Annotated in this window: 15 protein-coding genes and 1 tRNA gene; 11 read left to right on the top strand and 5 right to left on the bottom strand. The window is 64.6% G+C overall.

Annotated features, from left to right (window positions below; genetic code table 11):
• Window positions 1-132 precede the first annotated feature (132 nt).
• Genes HZB53_12985 through HZB53_12975 form a run of 3 tightly spaced genes read right to left on the bottom strand, consistent with a single transcriptional unit; the run spans window position 133 to window position 2,680 of the window.
• Window positions 133-1,044, bottom strand: coding sequence for a dihydrodipicolinate synthase family protein (locus HZB53_12985; GenBank protein MBI5878556.1), 912 nt, complete (start codon window positions 1,042-1,044; stop codon window positions 133-135).
• Window positions 1,041-2,006 (bottom strand): sugar kinase, encoded by a 966-nt coding sequence (locus HZB53_12980; protein MBI5878555.1) that lies wholly within the window; start codon window positions 2,004-2,006, stop codon window positions 1,041-1,043. The genes HZB53_12985 and HZB53_12980 overlap by 4 nt, the downstream gene beginning before the upstream one ends.
• Before the next feature lie 5 nt (window positions 2,007-2,011).
• The gene (locus tag HZB53_12975) at window positions 2,012-2,680 is read right to left on the bottom strand and encodes a phosphoribosylanthranilate isomerase (GenBank protein MBI5878554.1); all 669 of its coding nucleotides are present in this window, start codon (window positions 2,678-2,680) and stop codon (window positions 2,012-2,014) included.
• Window positions 2,681-2,996: 316 nt separating this feature from the next.
• Between HZB53_12975 and HZB53_12970 the strand changes: the two genes are divergently transcribed.
• Window positions 2,997-3,983, top strand: a complete 987-nt coding sequence (locus HZB53_12970) for a thiamine pyrophosphate-dependent dehydrogenase E1 component subunit alpha (protein ID MBI5878553.1) — start codon at window positions 2,997-2,999, stop codon at window positions 3,981-3,983.
• Window positions 3,980-5,014, top strand: a complete 1,035-nt coding sequence (locus HZB53_12965) for an alpha-ketoacid dehydrogenase subunit beta (protein ID MBI5878552.1) — start codon at window positions 3,980-3,982, stop codon at window positions 5,012-5,014. The genes HZB53_12970 and HZB53_12965 overlap by 4 nt, the downstream gene beginning before the upstream one ends.
• Window positions 5,015-5,054: 40 nt before the next feature.
• Here HZB53_12965 and HZB53_12960 read toward each other — a convergent pair.
• A tRNA-Asp gene (locus HZB53_12960) sits at window positions 5,055-5,131 on the bottom strand.
• A 454-nt stretch (window positions 5,132-5,585) separates the two neighbouring features.
• On the opposite strand from HZB53_12960, the gene coxB reads away from it, so the two are divergent.
• The 9 genes from coxB to HZB53_12915 all read left to right on the top strand — a co-directional run bounded on the left by coxB (window position 5,586) and on the right by HZB53_12915 (window position 13,645).
• A complete protein-coding gene (gene coxB, locus HZB53_12955; protein MBI5878551.1) occupies window positions 5,586-6,662 on the top strand; it encodes a cytochrome c oxidase subunit II in 1,077 nt (358 codons plus the stop codon).
• 77 nt (window positions 6,663-6,739) lie between these two features.
• The gene (gene ctaD, locus HZB53_12950; protein ID MBI5878550.1) at window positions 6,740-8,629 is read left to right on the top strand and encodes a cytochrome c oxidase subunit I; all 1,890 of its coding nucleotides are present in this window, start codon (window positions 6,740-6,742) and stop codon (window positions 8,627-8,629) included.
• A 61-nt stretch (window positions 8,630-8,690) separates the two neighbouring features.
• Window positions 8,691-9,296, top strand: coding sequence for a heme-copper oxidase subunit III (locus HZB53_12945; protein ID MBI5878549.1), 606 nt, complete (start codon window positions 8,691-8,693; stop codon window positions 9,294-9,296).
• A gap of 18 nt (window positions 9,297-9,314) precedes the next feature.
• Complete coding sequence (locus tag HZB53_12940) at window positions 9,315-9,650, top strand: cytochrome C oxidase subunit IV family protein (protein MBI5878548.1); 336 nt, start codon at window positions 9,315-9,317, stop codon at window positions 9,648-9,650.
• 96 nt (window positions 9,651-9,746) lie between these two features.
• Complete coding sequence (locus HZB53_12935) at window positions 9,747-10,526, top strand: cytochrome c oxidase assembly protein (GenBank protein ID MBI5878547.1); 780 nt, start codon at window positions 9,747-9,749, stop codon at window positions 10,524-10,526.
• 13 nt (window positions 10,527-10,539) lie between these two features.
• Window positions 10,540-11,502 carry a heme A synthase gene (locus HZB53_12930; GenBank protein ID MBI5878546.1) on the top strand — a complete coding sequence of 321 codons (963 nt, stop codon included), beginning with the start codon at window positions 10,540-10,542 and terminating at the stop codon, window positions 11,500-11,502.
• A 46-nt stretch (window positions 11,503-11,548) separates the two neighbouring features.
• Entirely contained in the window at window positions 11,549-12,448 is a 900-nt protein-coding gene (locus tag HZB53_12925) for a protoheme IX farnesyltransferase (protein MBI5878545.1), read from the top strand.
• Between the two features lie 66 nt (window positions 12,449-12,514).
• Complete coding sequence (locus HZB53_12920) at window positions 12,515-13,057, top strand: SCO family protein (GenBank protein MBI5878544.1); 543 nt, start codon at window positions 12,515-12,517, stop codon at window positions 13,055-13,057.
• A 54-nt stretch (window positions 13,058-13,111) separates the two neighbouring features.
• Window positions 13,112-13,645, top strand: coding sequence for a deoxyribonuclease (locus HZB53_12915; protein ID MBI5878543.1), 534 nt, complete (start codon window positions 13,112-13,114; stop codon window positions 13,643-13,645).
• 93 nt (window positions 13,646-13,738) lie between these two features.
• Here the strand turns inward: HZB53_12915 and HZB53_12910 are convergent, their stop codons facing one another.
• The gene (locus tag HZB53_12910) at window positions 13,739-14,128 is read right to left on the bottom strand and encodes a hypothetical protein (protein ID MBI5878542.1); all 390 of its coding nucleotides are present in this window, start codon (window positions 14,126-14,128) and stop codon (window positions 13,739-13,741) included.
• Window positions 14,129-14,365: the final 237 nt, after the last annotated feature.

The following is a 14,365-nucleotide window of genomic DNA, read 5'->3' as shown; positions in this document are numbered from 1 at the left end:
GATCAAATAGTGCCAGGCGGGCTGCGTTTTCATGGTCGTTGTTCCGTTCACCACACCGCAAGCGCCGTGTGTTGCGCCCGACACCGGCAGGCTCGAAGTTCGCCCCGCCGTGGAAGGGAGAAGCTCGTTCGTCTAGCTGCGCATTATCCGGCCGCTCATGCCGAGCCAGTCCAGCAACTGCGTGAGGTCGTCCAACGTCCCGGCGTCCACGACCGCCGCCGGTTGGCGCACCGTCGCCTCGGCGATGGCGCCACGCCGCCGGTAGATCTCTTTGCGCAGCGGCAGGTTGATCAACGCCTGGCTCTCGAAGCGAATTAGTGCGCACGCGCGATAGAATACGTCCGCCGCCCCGTTGCGGTCGCCGCCCGCCCAGCGGTTGTAAATGTCCACCAGAATCTCCGGGAAGGCAAAGCCGGTCATGGTGCCGATCGCGCCGTGGCGCAGCTCCTCCAGAAACATCAGCGCGCCAAGCCCGCCGAAGATCCGCACATCCGGGTTGGCGGCCAGCACCTGGCCGACCTTGCGCGGCGTCGGCTCGTCTTCGAGCTTGAGCCAGCGGCAGGCCGGGCTTTCGGCGGCCAGCCCGGCGATGAAGTCGGCGCTCATGTGCACGCCGCTGGTCGGCGGGTAATCCTGAACGACGATCGGCAGTTCGATTGCGCCGGACACGCTCAGGTAATGCCGCCGCACCGCTTCGTTGTTGGGCCGCGTCAGGCGCGGCGGCTCGATCATGACCGCCTGCGCACCCAATTCCTCGGCTCGCTTACTGTACGCGATGCAGCCGTCGGTCGCCGCGTGCGATGTGCCCACGCAGATCGGAATGCGCGCATTCGCCGTCTCGATCACGGTGGCGATCACCTGGTCGCGCTCGCCCTCCGTGAGTTTGGTCGCCTCGCCCAACACGCCGAGGATCGTCATGCCGTGGACGCCCGCGCCGATCGTGAACTCGGTCAGGCGGCTCAGGCTTTCGAGATCGAGCAAGCCATCCGCATGAAACGGCGTCGGTGTGATGTTGTAGATGCCTTTGAGAAAGTCGCCGCTCATGCCCTCGCCTCCGCAGTCCCGCTCGCCAGCAACGCCAGCAGTTCGGCGCGCGTCGGGGGCATTCCTTCCGCGCTGCTGATCTTGAGCGCCGCCGCCGCGTTGCCCCAGCGTAGCGCATCCGACAGCGATTGACCCTCGACCAGCGCGGCGATGAATCCGGCATCGAACGCGTCGCCCGCCCCAACGCTGTTGAGTACCCGCACGGCCGGCGGCGACGCATGCCACACGTCGTTGGCCGAGACCGCCGTCGCGCCCTCCGCGCCGCGCCGCGAGATGACCGTGCGCCGTTCACCAGCCAGTGCCCGTGCGCGCGCTACATCATCCGCGCCGGTACGCAGGTACGCGATCTCGTCGACCGCCGAGCCGAGCACATAATCGGATTGCGCAACAGCGCGCTCCAACGCGTCGAGGAAGCCGTCCTCAAACTGGCCATCCCGGAATCCGATCCGCAGGTTCAAGTCAAGCGAGACGGGCACGCCGGCCGCGCGGGCCTGCGTCATCGCGCCAATGATCGTTTCGCGCGTCTGCGGCTCAGTGAAGCACATACCGGTCGAGTGCAGCCAGGCCGCGCTGCCGACCAGTGCCGCATCGAGCGCACTCGCAGGCAAGCGCCCATGCGCGCCGCCGCGGCGCGGCCAGCCGAACAGCGTGCGCTCACCGGTGCGCTCAACAATGACCAGGACTACGGTCGTAAACGCCTCGCCTGTGAACACGACCCGCGAGGCATCCACGCCGCGCGTTGTCAGGGCGTGCGATACGAAACGCCCGTAGCCGTCATCGCCCAATGCGCCCGCGAACTGCGCGGGCACCCCCAGCGCGGACAGCGCGACCGCGGTGTTCGCGACGGTGCCGCCCAGGCGCAGTTCCGGCGGCGTCACGGGGCCGCGATTGCCGGGTTGGGGCGGAAGCTGCACGATCAGGTCGGCATTGGCGTCACCGACCAACAGCACCGGCTTACCCATTGCCATCACCAGGCGGCGTTGGCGGCGGCGGCAAACGCGCGAACGCGCTCGCGATCTTTACGCTTGCTGCCGGGGATGTTGGTGTGCGTGAACGAGTCGACGCCCCACGGCCGGACCACCCGGATCGCCTCGGCGATGTTCTGCGGACTCAGCCCGCCCGCGAGGATAACCGGCACGTTGACCCGGCGCACAATCTCCGCGCTAACGCGCCAGTCGTGCACGACGCCCGTCGCGCCGACGCCCAGCACACTGGAAACCTTGGTATCGAGGATGTACATGTCGCTGGCCGGTTGAAAGGCCAGCGCCAGCGCGACCGCCTCCGAGCCAGTGACGGGTATCGCCAGCAGCACCTTGACCGGCGAAATCGCCCGGCGGATTTCGCCGACCAATGCGGGCGTCAGCTCTTCGATATCGCCGGACAGGTGCAGCACGTCCGGTTTGACGGCCTGCACGGTCTCAGCGACCTCGGCCACATCGGCGGCCAGCGTCATGGCGTTGCGCATCACATTGGCGGCAGGCGGCAGCGCGTCAAAGATCGCCCGACAGTCGGCGAAGCTCAACTCCGACGGCAGGCGGCCGCGATTGCCGGTCGCCACCCCAATGAAGTTCGCGCCTTCCTCGGCGCACAACCGCGCATCGTCCGGCGCTTTGAGGCTATAAATCTGCACTTTCATACGGCTCACGTTCCACAGAGGATTTTCAGCGCGATTATACCACGTTCATCTAGTCAGACCCGAAGGGTTTTGACGGAGACCCATCGCGTGTTGGGGATCGACGCCAAACCCTTCGGGTCGGGTCTCAGCAATTCTCATTTTGGAGTCGGCCGCCAGTATGCCCCCTCATCCCCTGGCCCCTGCTCCCCCGCGCGCGCGGGGGAGCAGGGGAAAAGCTAACGGGGATTGCTGGTCGGGTCTATGGCCCTTGCGCGATTGGCCCAATCTGCGATAAGATGACGTTATATCCCGTCTGAGCCATCATGGAGCATCGCAAATGGATCCCACACCTGAAGTTCTGCGCCGAGCGCACTACTGGATGCGCTTCGCGCGCGCCTTCGACGACCGCTGCATCACCATGTACAAACAGGGTAAGATCGCGGGCGGCTATTTCTCGCAACTCGGCCACGAGGCGATCAGCGTCGGCGCATCGCTGGCGCTTGGCTCCGCCGATATCATCGCACCGATGCACCGCGATGTCGGCGCGTACTTCGTGCGCGGTCTGACGCCCCGCCGGGTTGCCGCGCAGTACTACGGCCGCGCCGCCGGCCCGAGCGGCGGACGCGACGCGAACATGCACGGCCTCGGCGATCTGTCGATCGGCATCGTCGGCTTTGTGAGCCACCTACCGCAATCGCTGCCGGTCGCGGCCGGCATCGCGCATGCCTTCAAGCTCAAGCGCGAGCCGCGCGTCGCGATGACATTCGTCGGCGACGGCAGCGCGAGCGAAGGGCTGGCGCACGAGACGTTAAACTGGGCGGGCGTCTTCCAACTGCCGATCGTGTTCATCGTCGAGAACAACCAGTACGCCTACTCAACGCCGCTGGCGCGGCAGACGCGCGTGCCCGACCTCGCGCGGCGAGCGGACGGGTACGGCATCCCCGGCCTGATCGTGGACGGCAACGACTTCTTCGCCGTGTTCACCGCCGCCAGCGAGGCGGTCGAGCGCGCCCGCGCCGGCGGCGGCCCGACGCTGATCGAGTGCAAGACGATGCGTATGCGCGGGCACGCGATCCACGACAATATGGCGTACGTGCCGCCGGAGTTGATCGCCGAATGGCAGGCGCGCGACCCCATCATTCGCTTCGAGGAGCAGATGCGCGCGCGCGGACAGCTTGACGAGGGCGCGCTGGAGGAGATGATCGGCCAGATCGAAACCGATATTGACGACGCGCTCGCCTTCGCCGACCAGGCGCCCTACCCGGACCCGGCCACGCTGCGTTTTGGCGTTTACGCCGACAGCGCCGGCGGAGGCGTGGCATGACCTGGGATCAGGGGATACACAAGTCCGTCACCACGCTGCATGCGACCGGCGTGGCGCGCGAAATGACGTACCTCGAGGCCGTGCGCGACGCGCTGCAGTACGAGATGCGGCGCGACCCGCGCGTGCTGGTCATCGGCGAGGACGTCGGCATCTATGGCGGCGCGTTTAAGCTGACTCAAGGGTTATTTGAGGAGTTCGGCGGCGAGCGCGTGATCGACACGCCGATGTCGGAGGCCTGCCTGATTGGCGCGGCGGTCGGGATGGCGTTCATGGGATTGCGGCCGGTGGTCGAAATGCAGTTTGCCGACTTCATCTCGACCGGCTTCGACACGATCGTGCAGTTCGCCGCCACGAACCACTACCGCTGGGGCTCGGCCGTGCCGATCGTCATCCGCGCGCCAAGCGGCGGCGGCCTGCGCGGCGGGCCGTTCCACTCACAGAACCCGGAAGCGTGGTTCGCACACGTGCCCGGCTTGAAGGTCGTCGCGGCAGCGACACCGGCCGATGCGCGCGGTCTGCTCATCAGCGCGATCCGCGACCCGAACCCGGTCATCTTCTTTGAGTACAAGTTCTTGTACCGCTCGTTGCGCGGCCCCGTGCCGGACGGCGAGGATGGTCTCGTGCCACTCGGCAGCGCGGCCATCGTGCGCCGCGGCGCGGATTTGAGCATCATCACCTACGGCGCGATGGTCTCCGAAGCACTGGCCGCGTCCGACACGCTCGCAGCGGAGGACTGGAATGTCGAGGTGCTCGACCTGCGCACACTCAAGCCGCTCGACACCGAGGCCGTACTCGAGAGCGTGCGGCGCACCGGCAAGGCGCTCATCGTGCATGAGGCCAACTTGACCGGCGGCATCGGCGGCGAGGTGGCCGCGCTGATCAGCCAGCACGCCTTCGAAAGCCTCGACGGCCCGATCACACGCCTGGCCGCGCCAGATACGCCCGTGCCCTACACACCGCCGCTGGAGGATGCCTACCGCCCCAACCGGCAGAAGATCGCCGAGGCGGCGCGAGCCCTACTGAAGTACTAAAAAGCAATCGCCGCCCTTTTCAGGACGGCGTTGCACATTCTGGCGCGAGCGACGGGATTCGAACCCGCGATCTCAGCCTTGACAGGGCTGCATGTTAGGCCGCTACACCACGCCCGCAGTTGCGTTAAATAGTATAGCAGAATGCCGCCGCACCAACAAATTAGCGCGAGCGACGGCAGCAATTCGCAATTTGCCTTTGGACGCGTATTTCCCAATGCCGGCTTGCTATGAACTGGCCCCCTGGTGCTTGTCACGCAAGCGCGCTCGACAAGTAAGCGGCGTTGCCCTCCCCCCGACCCCCTCCCAACTTTGTTGGGAGGGGGCGAGATTCTTAGGGGAGGTGCGCGGCGGCTACGCCGCCGCGCACCTCCCCGTTAGCTTTTCCCCTGCTCCCCCGCGCGCGCGGGGGAGCAGGGGCCAGGGGATGAGAGGGGGCACAATGGCGGCCGACTCCAAAATGAGAATTGCCGTCTGCGCGCTCTGTTTCTTGCGCGCAATCCGAATTGGTGTATAATTCCGCGCATTCCAAATTACTAACCGCACTACAGCGATAGGTGCACGGAGGGGGGACATGCCTTTTCGCCGACTCAACTTTCTGAAGCCTGCCGCACTTCTGGCAGGCGGTTTGCTGTCACTATCCGCCTGCATACCCGAAATCCCGCAGACGACGCTGGCGCCGAAGACAAGCAATGCCACGGCGATCTTCAACCTGTTCGAGCCGATCTTCTGGACGGCGGTGGTGGTCTTCTTCATCGTCGAGGCGCTGCTTTTCTATTCGGTCTTCCGCTTCCGCTCGCGCGATCACTCCTGGGGTGTGCCGGAGCAGTTGCACGGCAACACGTCGCTCGAGATCGGCTGGACCATCATCCCGGCCGTCATCCTCGGCGTCATCTTCTTCCTGACCCTGCAGACGCTGACCGTCGTGCACAACGTGCCGGCGGCCGCCGCCAGCGGCCCGCAGGTGAACGTGCGCGTCGTCGGCCACCAGTGGTGGTGGGAGTTCCAGTACCCGGACTACAAGACCGCCGATGGCCAGATCGTCAGCGTCGGCAGCGACATGCACGTGCCGGCCGGCGCGGTCGTCAACTACACGCTCGAATCCGTCGATGTGATTCACAGCTTCTGGGCGCCGCAACTGGGCGGCAAGATGGACCTGGTGCCCGGCCATGTGAACCGCTTCTACTTCGTCGCGCCGAAGGAGACGGGCGAGTTTGCCGGGCAGTGCGCCGAGTTCTGCGGCGCGCAGCACGCCAACATGCGCTTCCACGTCATGGTGGACAAGGATTTCAGCGCCTGGATCGAGAATCAGAAGAAGCCCGCCGCCGCCCCGGCGACCGACAAGGCCAGGCAGGGCGCGCAGTTGTTCGCCACTGCGGGCTGTCTGGCCTGTCACAACGCGGGCGGTGTTGCAGCCGTCACCGAGGGCAAGATCGGCCCGAACCTGACGCACCTTGGCAGCCGCACCACCATCGCGGGCGGCAGCCTGCCGCTGACGAAAGACAACCTGTCGCGCTGGCTGCACAATCCGGACGATGTGAAGCCCGGTAATTTGATGGCCGGCACCATGCGCCAGATCGTCGCCGGCTGGGGCGGCAACGCCGACGCGAATATCGACGCGCTGGTCGAGTATCTGACGAGCTTGAAATAACCCTTCTTCCGCCGGGTCCCGCCCATCCGCGGGCCGCGCTGGAAGCGAACGTCTAGCCAAAAGGGAGCGAATGCACTATGGCCGCACACGTGGGCACGTTGCCCCGAACCCGCAAGAAGCCGGAAGGGCTGACCGGCTTCTTGATCACGGTCATCGACTATATGACGACCGTCGATCACAAGAGGATCGGCGTCATGTATCTTGGCGCCTCCTTCGTATTCCTGCTGGTCGGAGGTCTGGAGGCGCTGCTGATCCGCACGCAGTTGGGCGCGTCGAACCTCAAGCTCATTGCGCCTGACCTGTACAATCAGTTGTTCACCATGCACGGCACGACCATGGTCTTCATGGCCGTCATGCCGTTCAATGCCGGCTTCGGCAACTACTTCCTGCCGATCATGGTCGGCGCGCGCGACATGGCGTACCCGCGCTTGAACGCCCTTTCCTTGTGGACGTTTCTGTTCGGCGGCCTGTTCATGTACGCTTCGTTTCTGCTGGGCGGCGCGCCGAACGCCGGCTGGTTCTCGTACGCCCCGCTGACCGAGAGCAACTACTCGGTCACCCACGGCATGGATTTCTGGGTGCTCGGGCTGCAGATGCTCGGCGTCTCGTCCACCCTCGGCGCGATCAACTTCATCGTCACCGCGCTCAACCTGCGCGCGCCGGGCATGCGGATCAACCGCATGCCGCTGTTCGTCTGGATGACGGTCGTCACCTCGTTCCTGCTGGTCCTGTCCCTGCCGAGCGTCTCCATCGCAATGATCCTGCTGCTCTTCGATCGAAACCTCGGCACGAACTTCTACATCGCCAAGATGGGCGGCGATCCGCTGCTCTGGCAGCACCTGTTCTGGTTCTTCGGCCACCCCGAGGTGTATGTCATGATCTTGCCCGCCATGGGTATCATCTCCGAGGTCCTGCCGACCTTCGCGCGCAAGCCGATCTTCGGCTACTCGTTCGTCGCCTATTCCGGCATCGCTATCGGCTTCCTGGGCTTCACCGTGTGGGCGCACCATATGTTCGCGGTCGGCATGCCGCCCATCGTCAACGCCGCCTTCTCGCTCGGCAGCATGCTGATCGGCGTCCCGACGGGCGTCAAGATCTTCAACTGGATCGGCACGCTCTGGGGCGGCAACATCCGCTACAGCACGGCCATGCTGTTCGCCATCGGCTTCATCGGCATGTTCGTCATCGGCGGTATCGGCGGCGTCTTCCTCGGCTCGCCGCCGGTGGACTACCAGATCACCGACACCTACTTCGTCGTCGGCCACCTGCACTATGTGCTGGTCGGCGGCGCGCTGGTCGGCATCATGTCCGGCTTCTACTACTGGTTCCCGAAGATGACCGGCCGCCTGTTGAGCGAGGCGCTGGGCAAGACGCACTTCGTGCTGTGGACTACCGGCATCACGCTCACCTTCCTGCCGATGCACCTGCTCGGCATCCTGGGCATGCCGCGCCGCATTTATACTTATTACGGCGACATGGGCTGGGACACCTGGAACCTGATTCAGACGTTTGGCGCATACCTGATCGGCGCCGGCGCGCTGCTGTTCCTGTTCAATGTGCTGAAGAGCCTGCGCAGCGGCGAAGTCGCCGGCAACGATCCGTGGGATGGCGCCACGCTCGAATGGGCGACCTCGTCGCCGCCGCCGGCCTACAACTTCGCCACCACACCGATCGTTGGCAGCCGCCGCCCGTACTGGGACCATAAACACGGCGGGCAAGGCGACAGCGGAGCGGCGCTCGAAATGGGCGCGCCCGAGCATATCCACCTGCCATCGCCGTCGATCTGGCCGATGGTGCTGGCCTTCGGCGTCATGGTCGCCATGACCGGCATGTTGTATATGAAGGATCTGGCTGAGAGTTGGGCCATCGGTGACATGTCGGTGAACCCGGTCGTCGTCTTGCTGGGTGTAGTGATCGTGTTGTTCGCCGCCATGAACTGGCAGAACGAAGTCAGCGCCGGCAAATAACGGATTGGCGTCTGCCGGCGGCGTCATCCCGCCGCCGGCGACCCCGACACGAGAGGACTTGATGGAGAATAGCACCCCTTCCAACCATTCCGTCGGCAGTCTCGGCGTGGACAGCAAAAAGCTCGGCATGTGGACCTTCATGGGCTCCGAGGTCATGCTGTTCGCGTCGCTGATCGCGACCTACCTGACGTTCCGCGGCAAGGACACCGTCAACCCGCCGTTCGCCCATGAACTGCTCAACCATCCCGACTCGGCGTTCATTGTCGCCGTTAACACACTCGTCCTGCTCTGCAGCTCGCTGACGATGGTGCTGGCGCTGGACGGCGCGGAACGCGGCAATCGCCGCAAGTTCTTCACGTTCATCCTGGCCACCGCCGCGCTCGGCAGCCTCTTCCTCGGCGTTCAGATCAACGAGTATGCCGGTCTGATCCGGGAGGGCCTGTCGTTGAGCGCCAACCAGTTTGGCGCCTCGTTCTTCGTGCTGACCGGCTTCCACGGCATGCACGTCGCCATCGGCGTCTTCCTGCTGCTGTATGCCGCCTTCCGCGGCAAGGTTCAGGGCTTCACCAGGGAGTTCCCGCTGGCCGTCGAGATCATCGGCCTGTACTGGCACTTCGTGGACCTCGTCTGGGTCGTCATCTTCATGATCGTCTATCTGCTGAAGTAGGCGGGAGGAAACGCGATTATGGAACCGCATTCAAACGCGCCGGATCGCACCCGGCTCTATGTCGTGACCTTCGTGATTCTGGGCGTCATGACGTTTATCGAATTCGCCATCGGCGGCATCCCGTTTGTTCCGGGCTTGGAGCCGGGCCTGTTTGCGATCATCGGCTTGCCGCTGCTCAAGCTGCCCGCCCTGATTCTGTTTGCAACCGGCAAGGCGGTGCTGGTGGCCGGGGTGTATATGCACCTGCGCTTCGACAGCCCGGCCTTCCGCAACCTGCTGCTGGCCGGCCTGCTCTGCGCGCTGCTGCTGATCGGCGCGTTCACGTTCGTGCTGAACATCAACTGGGCCACGTAGCGCCCGGCCGGCGCGCGTCCCGTTCAACGACAAACCCGTTTGCGTGCCGTGCACTTTCGACGGCAGCGCAAACGGGTTTATAATTTCCCCTGCCTTATGTTCTGGAACTTCGAACCAACTATTCTGCTGGGTCTCGGCATCCTGATTGCCGTGTACGTCCTGGCTACGACGGAGTGGCGCGACCGTTTCCCCGGATCGTCGCCGCTATCGCGCCGCCGGATCGCCTTCTTCGCGGTGGCGATTGGCGCGGCGGCGGTTGCGCTGCTCTCGCCGCTCGACGAGCTCTCGGATAAATACCTGCTGATGGCGCACATGGTCCAGCACCTGCTGCTCACGCTGATCATGGCGCCGGCTTTGCTGCTCGCCATCCCCGGCTGGATGCTGCGCCCGCTGCTGCGCGTGCCGCTGGTGCTGCCCGTCCTGCGCGTGCTGACCAGCGCGATCGCCGCCTACCTCATCTTCAATGGCGTGTTTGCCGGCTGGCATGAGCCAGCCCTGTACGACGGCGCGCTCAAGTCGCCGCCGTTCCATATCCTGGAGCACCTGCTTTTCATGGCGACCGCACTACTGGCCTGGTGGCCGGTCTGCAGCCCGCTCCCGGAACTGCCGCGCCTGCCGTATCCGGCGCAGATCCTGTACCTGTTCTTCCTGTCGATCGTTCCCACCATCCTCGGCGCGTTCATCACCTTTGCGCCGGGCGTGCTGTACGAAACCTATGCCGCCGCGCCGCGCATCGCCGATGTGTCGGCGCTGGAAGACCAGCAGATCGCCGGGCTGATCATGTGGCTGCCGGGCGCCTTCATTTACCTGGGGGCGCTGACCGTCGTGTTTTTCGTCTGGTTCGAGGGAAAGGAAAAAGCGGGCGAAATCCGCTAGCACGAATAGCGCTATGCTTCCAACATCCCGGGCCTTCCGCCTGTTCAGCCTCTGGACCGCCGTCATCACCTTTGTGCTGATCGTGATCGGCGGTGTCGTGCGCGTCACCGGTTCGGGCGACGCCTGCCCCGACTGGCCGCTCTGCTATGGCAGCGTCATCCCGCCGTTCGAGCTGCGCGTCTGGATCGAGTGGACGCACCGCCTGACCAACACGCTCGTCGCGCCGTCGATTCTCATCCTGGCGATCTGGACGACGCTGCGCTACCGCGCCCAGACGCTGATCCTGCGCAGCGCCTGGCTGGCCGCCGTGCTGCTGGTCGTGCAGATTGTGCTGGGCGGCCTGGTCGTCATCTTCGGCCTGCCCGCCGCGCTGGTCGGCATTCACCTGGCCAACGCCTTGCTGATCTGGTCGGCGATCCTGCTGGTCGTGCTCTCGGTCTACCGCCCGTGGGTGGGCGTCGCACCGCAGTCTAACCCGCGCCTGCGCCGCCTGATTCTCGCCAGCGCCGTCGCCGTGTACATCCTGCTGTTCAGTGGCACCGTCGTCACCGGCACGCAGTCCAACATCGCGTGCCTGGGCTGGCCGCTGTGCAGCGATAGCCTGTTGCCGCAAAACGTGAATCAGCTCGTCAATATTTCGCATCGCTACATCGCGGCCGCGTTGGGCATCCTGCTCATCTACACGCTGGTGCAGACTTTGCGTGCCAGCCGCAGCCTGCCGCCGCTGCGCCTCGCCGTGCAGTGGGCCATCGGCCTGTTCTTCGGGCAGATCGTCATCGGCGCGATCAATGTCCTGTCCCTGTTTACCCCGTTCTGGAACGCTTTGCACCTGCTCATGGCCGCCGCCGTCTGGGGCGGCATGTTCGTGCTGGTCGTCATCGCCTGGCAGTGCCTGGGCGATCAACCCGCAACGGGCGCCGCGCGTTCGGGAGTCAATTTTGGTCAACCCGTCTCCCCATCCGCTCCCGGCCGCTGACCCGCCGGTCGCCCCCCGCGGCGAGCCGGATGATCTGACCACCTCCATGCGCCTCGGGCGCGAGGCGCGCCCGCGTACCTGGCGCTCAGTTGCCGGCGACTACCTGCTGCTGACGAAGCCGTTCATCGTCGCGCTGCTGCTGATGACGACGCTGTCGGCCATGCTGATCGCCCAGCGCGGCATGCCGCCCTGGCCGGTCTTCATTTTCACACTCATCGGCGGCGCGTGCGCCTCCGGCGGGGCCAACGCTTTCAACTCGTGGTACGACCGCAACCTCGACAAGCAAATGGACCGCACGGCGCGCCGTCCGATCCCCTCGGGGCGCGTGCCGGCGCGCTCCGCGCTGGTCTTCTCGCTGGTGTTGTGCGTGCTCTCGCAGATCCTGCTCGGCTTCTTCGTGAACTGGCTCGCGGCGCTGCTGGCGCTGGCGGGGATCATCTACTACGCCGTGCTGTACACCACCGCCCTGAAATACATGACGCCGCAGAACATCGTCGTCGGCGGCGGCGCGGGCGCCATCCCGCCGCTCGTCGGCTGGGCTGCCGTGACCGGCGACATCAACCTGCTGGCGCTCTACCTCTTCGCGATCATCTTCCTCTGGACGCCGCCACACACCTGGGCGCTCATGCTGCTGATCGAGAAGGACTATCGCAGCGCGCGCGTGCCGATGATGCCGGCGATCTGGGGCGGCGCGGAGACGCGCTGGCAAGCGTTGCTCTACACGGTGCTGCTGTTCGTCGTGACGCTCCTGCCGTACACCTTCCTCGCGCTCGGCAACTTCTACCTCGTCTGCGCGGTGCTGCTCGGCGGCTGGCTGTTGTACCTCGCGTTCCGCCTCTGGCGCGACGGCGAAAAATCGACCGCGCGGCGGCTGTACAAGTACTCGAACTACTACCTCGCGCTGCTGTTCCTCGCGATGGTCATCGACGCGGCGGTTATTCGCTAACACGCCATGCGCATAGCTCACATAACGCAAACCCTTCGAGTTTTCACGACCCGGAGGGTTTTTGGATTGCTTCTCCTGTTTATTGTGGCCGCTTGCGCGCCCGCGCCGCAGTTGCAAGGCACGAACCTGGAGAAAGACCCCGCGCCGGACTTCGCGTTGTCCGACGCGGCCGGCCGGCCCTTCCGCCTCTCCGAGCAGAAGGGCCGCGCGGTGGTGCTGACTTTCCTGTACGCCAACTGCCCCGACGAGTGCCCGCTGATTGCGGAACGCCTGCGCGCCGCCAACGACCAGTTGGGCGGCGATGCCGCCAATGTGCGCTGGGTCGCCGTCTCACTCGACCCGGTCGGCGATACCGCCCCGGTGGTTGCGCAGTTCCTCAAGGCGCATCGCGTCGAAAGCCAGTTGACCTACCTGATCGGCGCGCGCGAGCAGTTAGCGCCCGTCTGGAAGTCGTATTTCATCGCGGTTACGCCGGGCGTGTCGCTGGGCGCGCTGAGCCACCAGTCGCGCGTCATCGTCATCGACCGTGACGGCTTGCAGCGCTCCAACTTCCGCGCCGACCTCGACACCGCCGCACTCGTGAATGACATCCGTATCGCTTTGAAATAGAGGCCCTGTTGCGGTAATGCCCCTTTGATCGGTTCGCATGGGAGGCTTTGACTTATGTCCCGTAACAACTCGCTGATCAAACAAATCATCGAGGAGTTTTGCTCTCGTTATACACCCGGCGGGGAGGTGCTATATCTCGGCGATGCGAGTCAAAAACACAAACTGCACGAACACGAGCGATTAGCTCAACTTGGCGTAGTCCTCGACGATCACACCAAGATGCCTGATGTAATTGTGTACTTCGCGCAGCGCAACTGGCTTGTCCTGATCGAAGCGGTAACCAGCCATGGCCCTATTGATCTCAAGCGTCATAATGAATTGAAAGCGCTGTTTGCCTCCAGTCGAGCTCCATTGGTTTTCGTGACTGCATTCGCAACGTATCGCACGATGCGTAAGTATTTCCAGGACATCGCTTGGGAAACTGATGTGTGGGTTGCCGAATCTCCGTCGCACCTCATTCATTTCAACGGAGATCGTTTCCTCGGTCCCTATGAGTACGAAGAGAAGCGGGCCAAATCACGCCGGGCGGCTTCGAGCAAACAGCGCGCGCCATCCCGGAGTGCGCCCAGGAAAAAGCCTCGCGATTGATGTTTAGGCGAAATGGGTAGGTGAATCGAAAAAACAACCGCCCGCCAGGGAACATGTTCCCTGGCGGGCGGTTGTTTTTCTTTCGGTGCGTACCTACGATGCCGTCATCATCCCGCGGATCATCACGCCCATCACGAACAGCGCCGTGATCGCGTAGAAACGCGGCTTGACCAGGTCGCTGTGCCCTCGCTGGATTTGCCAGGCGCCCATGCCCGGCACCGAGATCGCCGTCACGATGCCGTACAGAATGTGGATCGGGTCGCGCGGGTTGGCGCCTGCCAGCAGCATGATCAGCCCCAGTGCGCCGATCACCAGTCCGAGCACCCACCCAATGCTCAGGATACCGCGGTAGTTCGCGTCCTGCGGCTTGCGGCGCACCCACATAGTGATTCCGATGAGCCCGGCGGCGCCCATGTACAGGATGCCCGAAATTGCCAGTTGGCGATGGATCGGCGCAATCGCCGCTACCAGTTCCACGTTCATGCACTCTCCTCGCGCAGAAAATCTGCCGCCAGTATAGCCGCCCGCTCCGGTCGTGTCAAAGCCGCCGTCGCCGATTGTAATCCGTGCTAACTATTGCCAGCAATTCTCATTTTGGAGTCGGCTGCCAATATGCCCCCTCATCCCCTGCCCCTTCTCCCCCGCGCGCGCGGGGGAGAAGGGGAAAAGCTAACGGGGAGGTGCGCGGCGGCGCAGCCGCCGCGCACCTCCCCTAAGAAT

Source organism: Chloroflexota bacterium (assembly GCA_016235055.1).
Classification (GTDB): domain Bacteria; phylum Chloroflexota; class Anaerolineae; order JACRMK01; family JACRMK01; genus JACRMK01.
The sequence above is the reverse complement of the archived record's forward strand: the minus strand, read 5'-3'. Positions and strand labels throughout refer to the sequence as shown.

Coding starts and splice junctions, on each gene's coding strand:
- HZB53_12985 (MBI5878556.1), bottom strand. CDS start 1,044: ATGAGCGGCGACTTTCTCAAAGGCATCTACAACATCACACCGACGCCG.
- HZB53_12980 (MBI5878555.1), bottom strand. CDS start 2,006: ATGGGTAAGCCGGTGCTGTTGGTCGGTGACGCCAATGCCGACCTGATC.
- HZB53_12975 (MBI5878554.1), bottom strand. CDS start 2,680: ATGAAAGTGCAGATTTATAGCCTCAAAGCGCCGGACGATGCGCGGTTG.
- HZB53_12970 (MBI5878553.1), top strand. CDS start 2,997: ATGGATCCCACACCTGAAGTTCTGCGCCGAGCGCACTACTGGATGCGC.
- HZB53_12965 (MBI5878552.1), top strand. CDS start 3,980: ATGACCTGGGATCAGGGGATACACAAGTCCGTCACCACGCTGCATGCG.
- coxB (MBI5878551.1), top strand. CDS start 5,586: ATGCCTTTTCGCCGACTCAACTTTCTGAAGCCTGCCGCACTTCTGGCA.
- ctaD (MBI5878550.1), top strand. CDS start 6,740: ATGGCCGCACACGTGGGCACGTTGCCCCGAACCCGCAAGAAGCCGGAA.
- HZB53_12945 (MBI5878549.1), top strand. CDS start 8,691: ATGGAGAATAGCACCCCTTCCAACCATTCCGTCGGCAGTCTCGGCGTG.
- HZB53_12940 (MBI5878548.1), top strand. CDS start 9,315: ATGGAACCGCATTCAAACGCGCCGGATCGCACCCGGCTCTATGTCGTG.
- HZB53_12935 (MBI5878547.1), top strand. CDS start 9,747: ATGTTCTGGAACTTCGAACCAACTATTCTGCTGGGTCTCGGCATCCTG.
- HZB53_12930 (MBI5878546.1), top strand. CDS start 10,540: ATGCTTCCAACATCCCGGGCCTTCCGCCTGTTCAGCCTCTGGACCGCC.
- HZB53_12925 (MBI5878545.1), top strand. CDS start 11,549: ATGCGCCTCGGGCGCGAGGCGCGCCCGCGTACCTGGCGCTCAGTTGCC.
- HZB53_12915 (MBI5878543.1), top strand. CDS start 13,112: ATGTCCCGTAACAACTCGCTGATCAAACAAATCATCGAGGAGTTTTGC.
- HZB53_12910 (MBI5878542.1), bottom strand. CDS start 14,128: ATGAACGTGGAACTGGTAGCGGCGATTGCGCCGATCCATCGCCAACTG.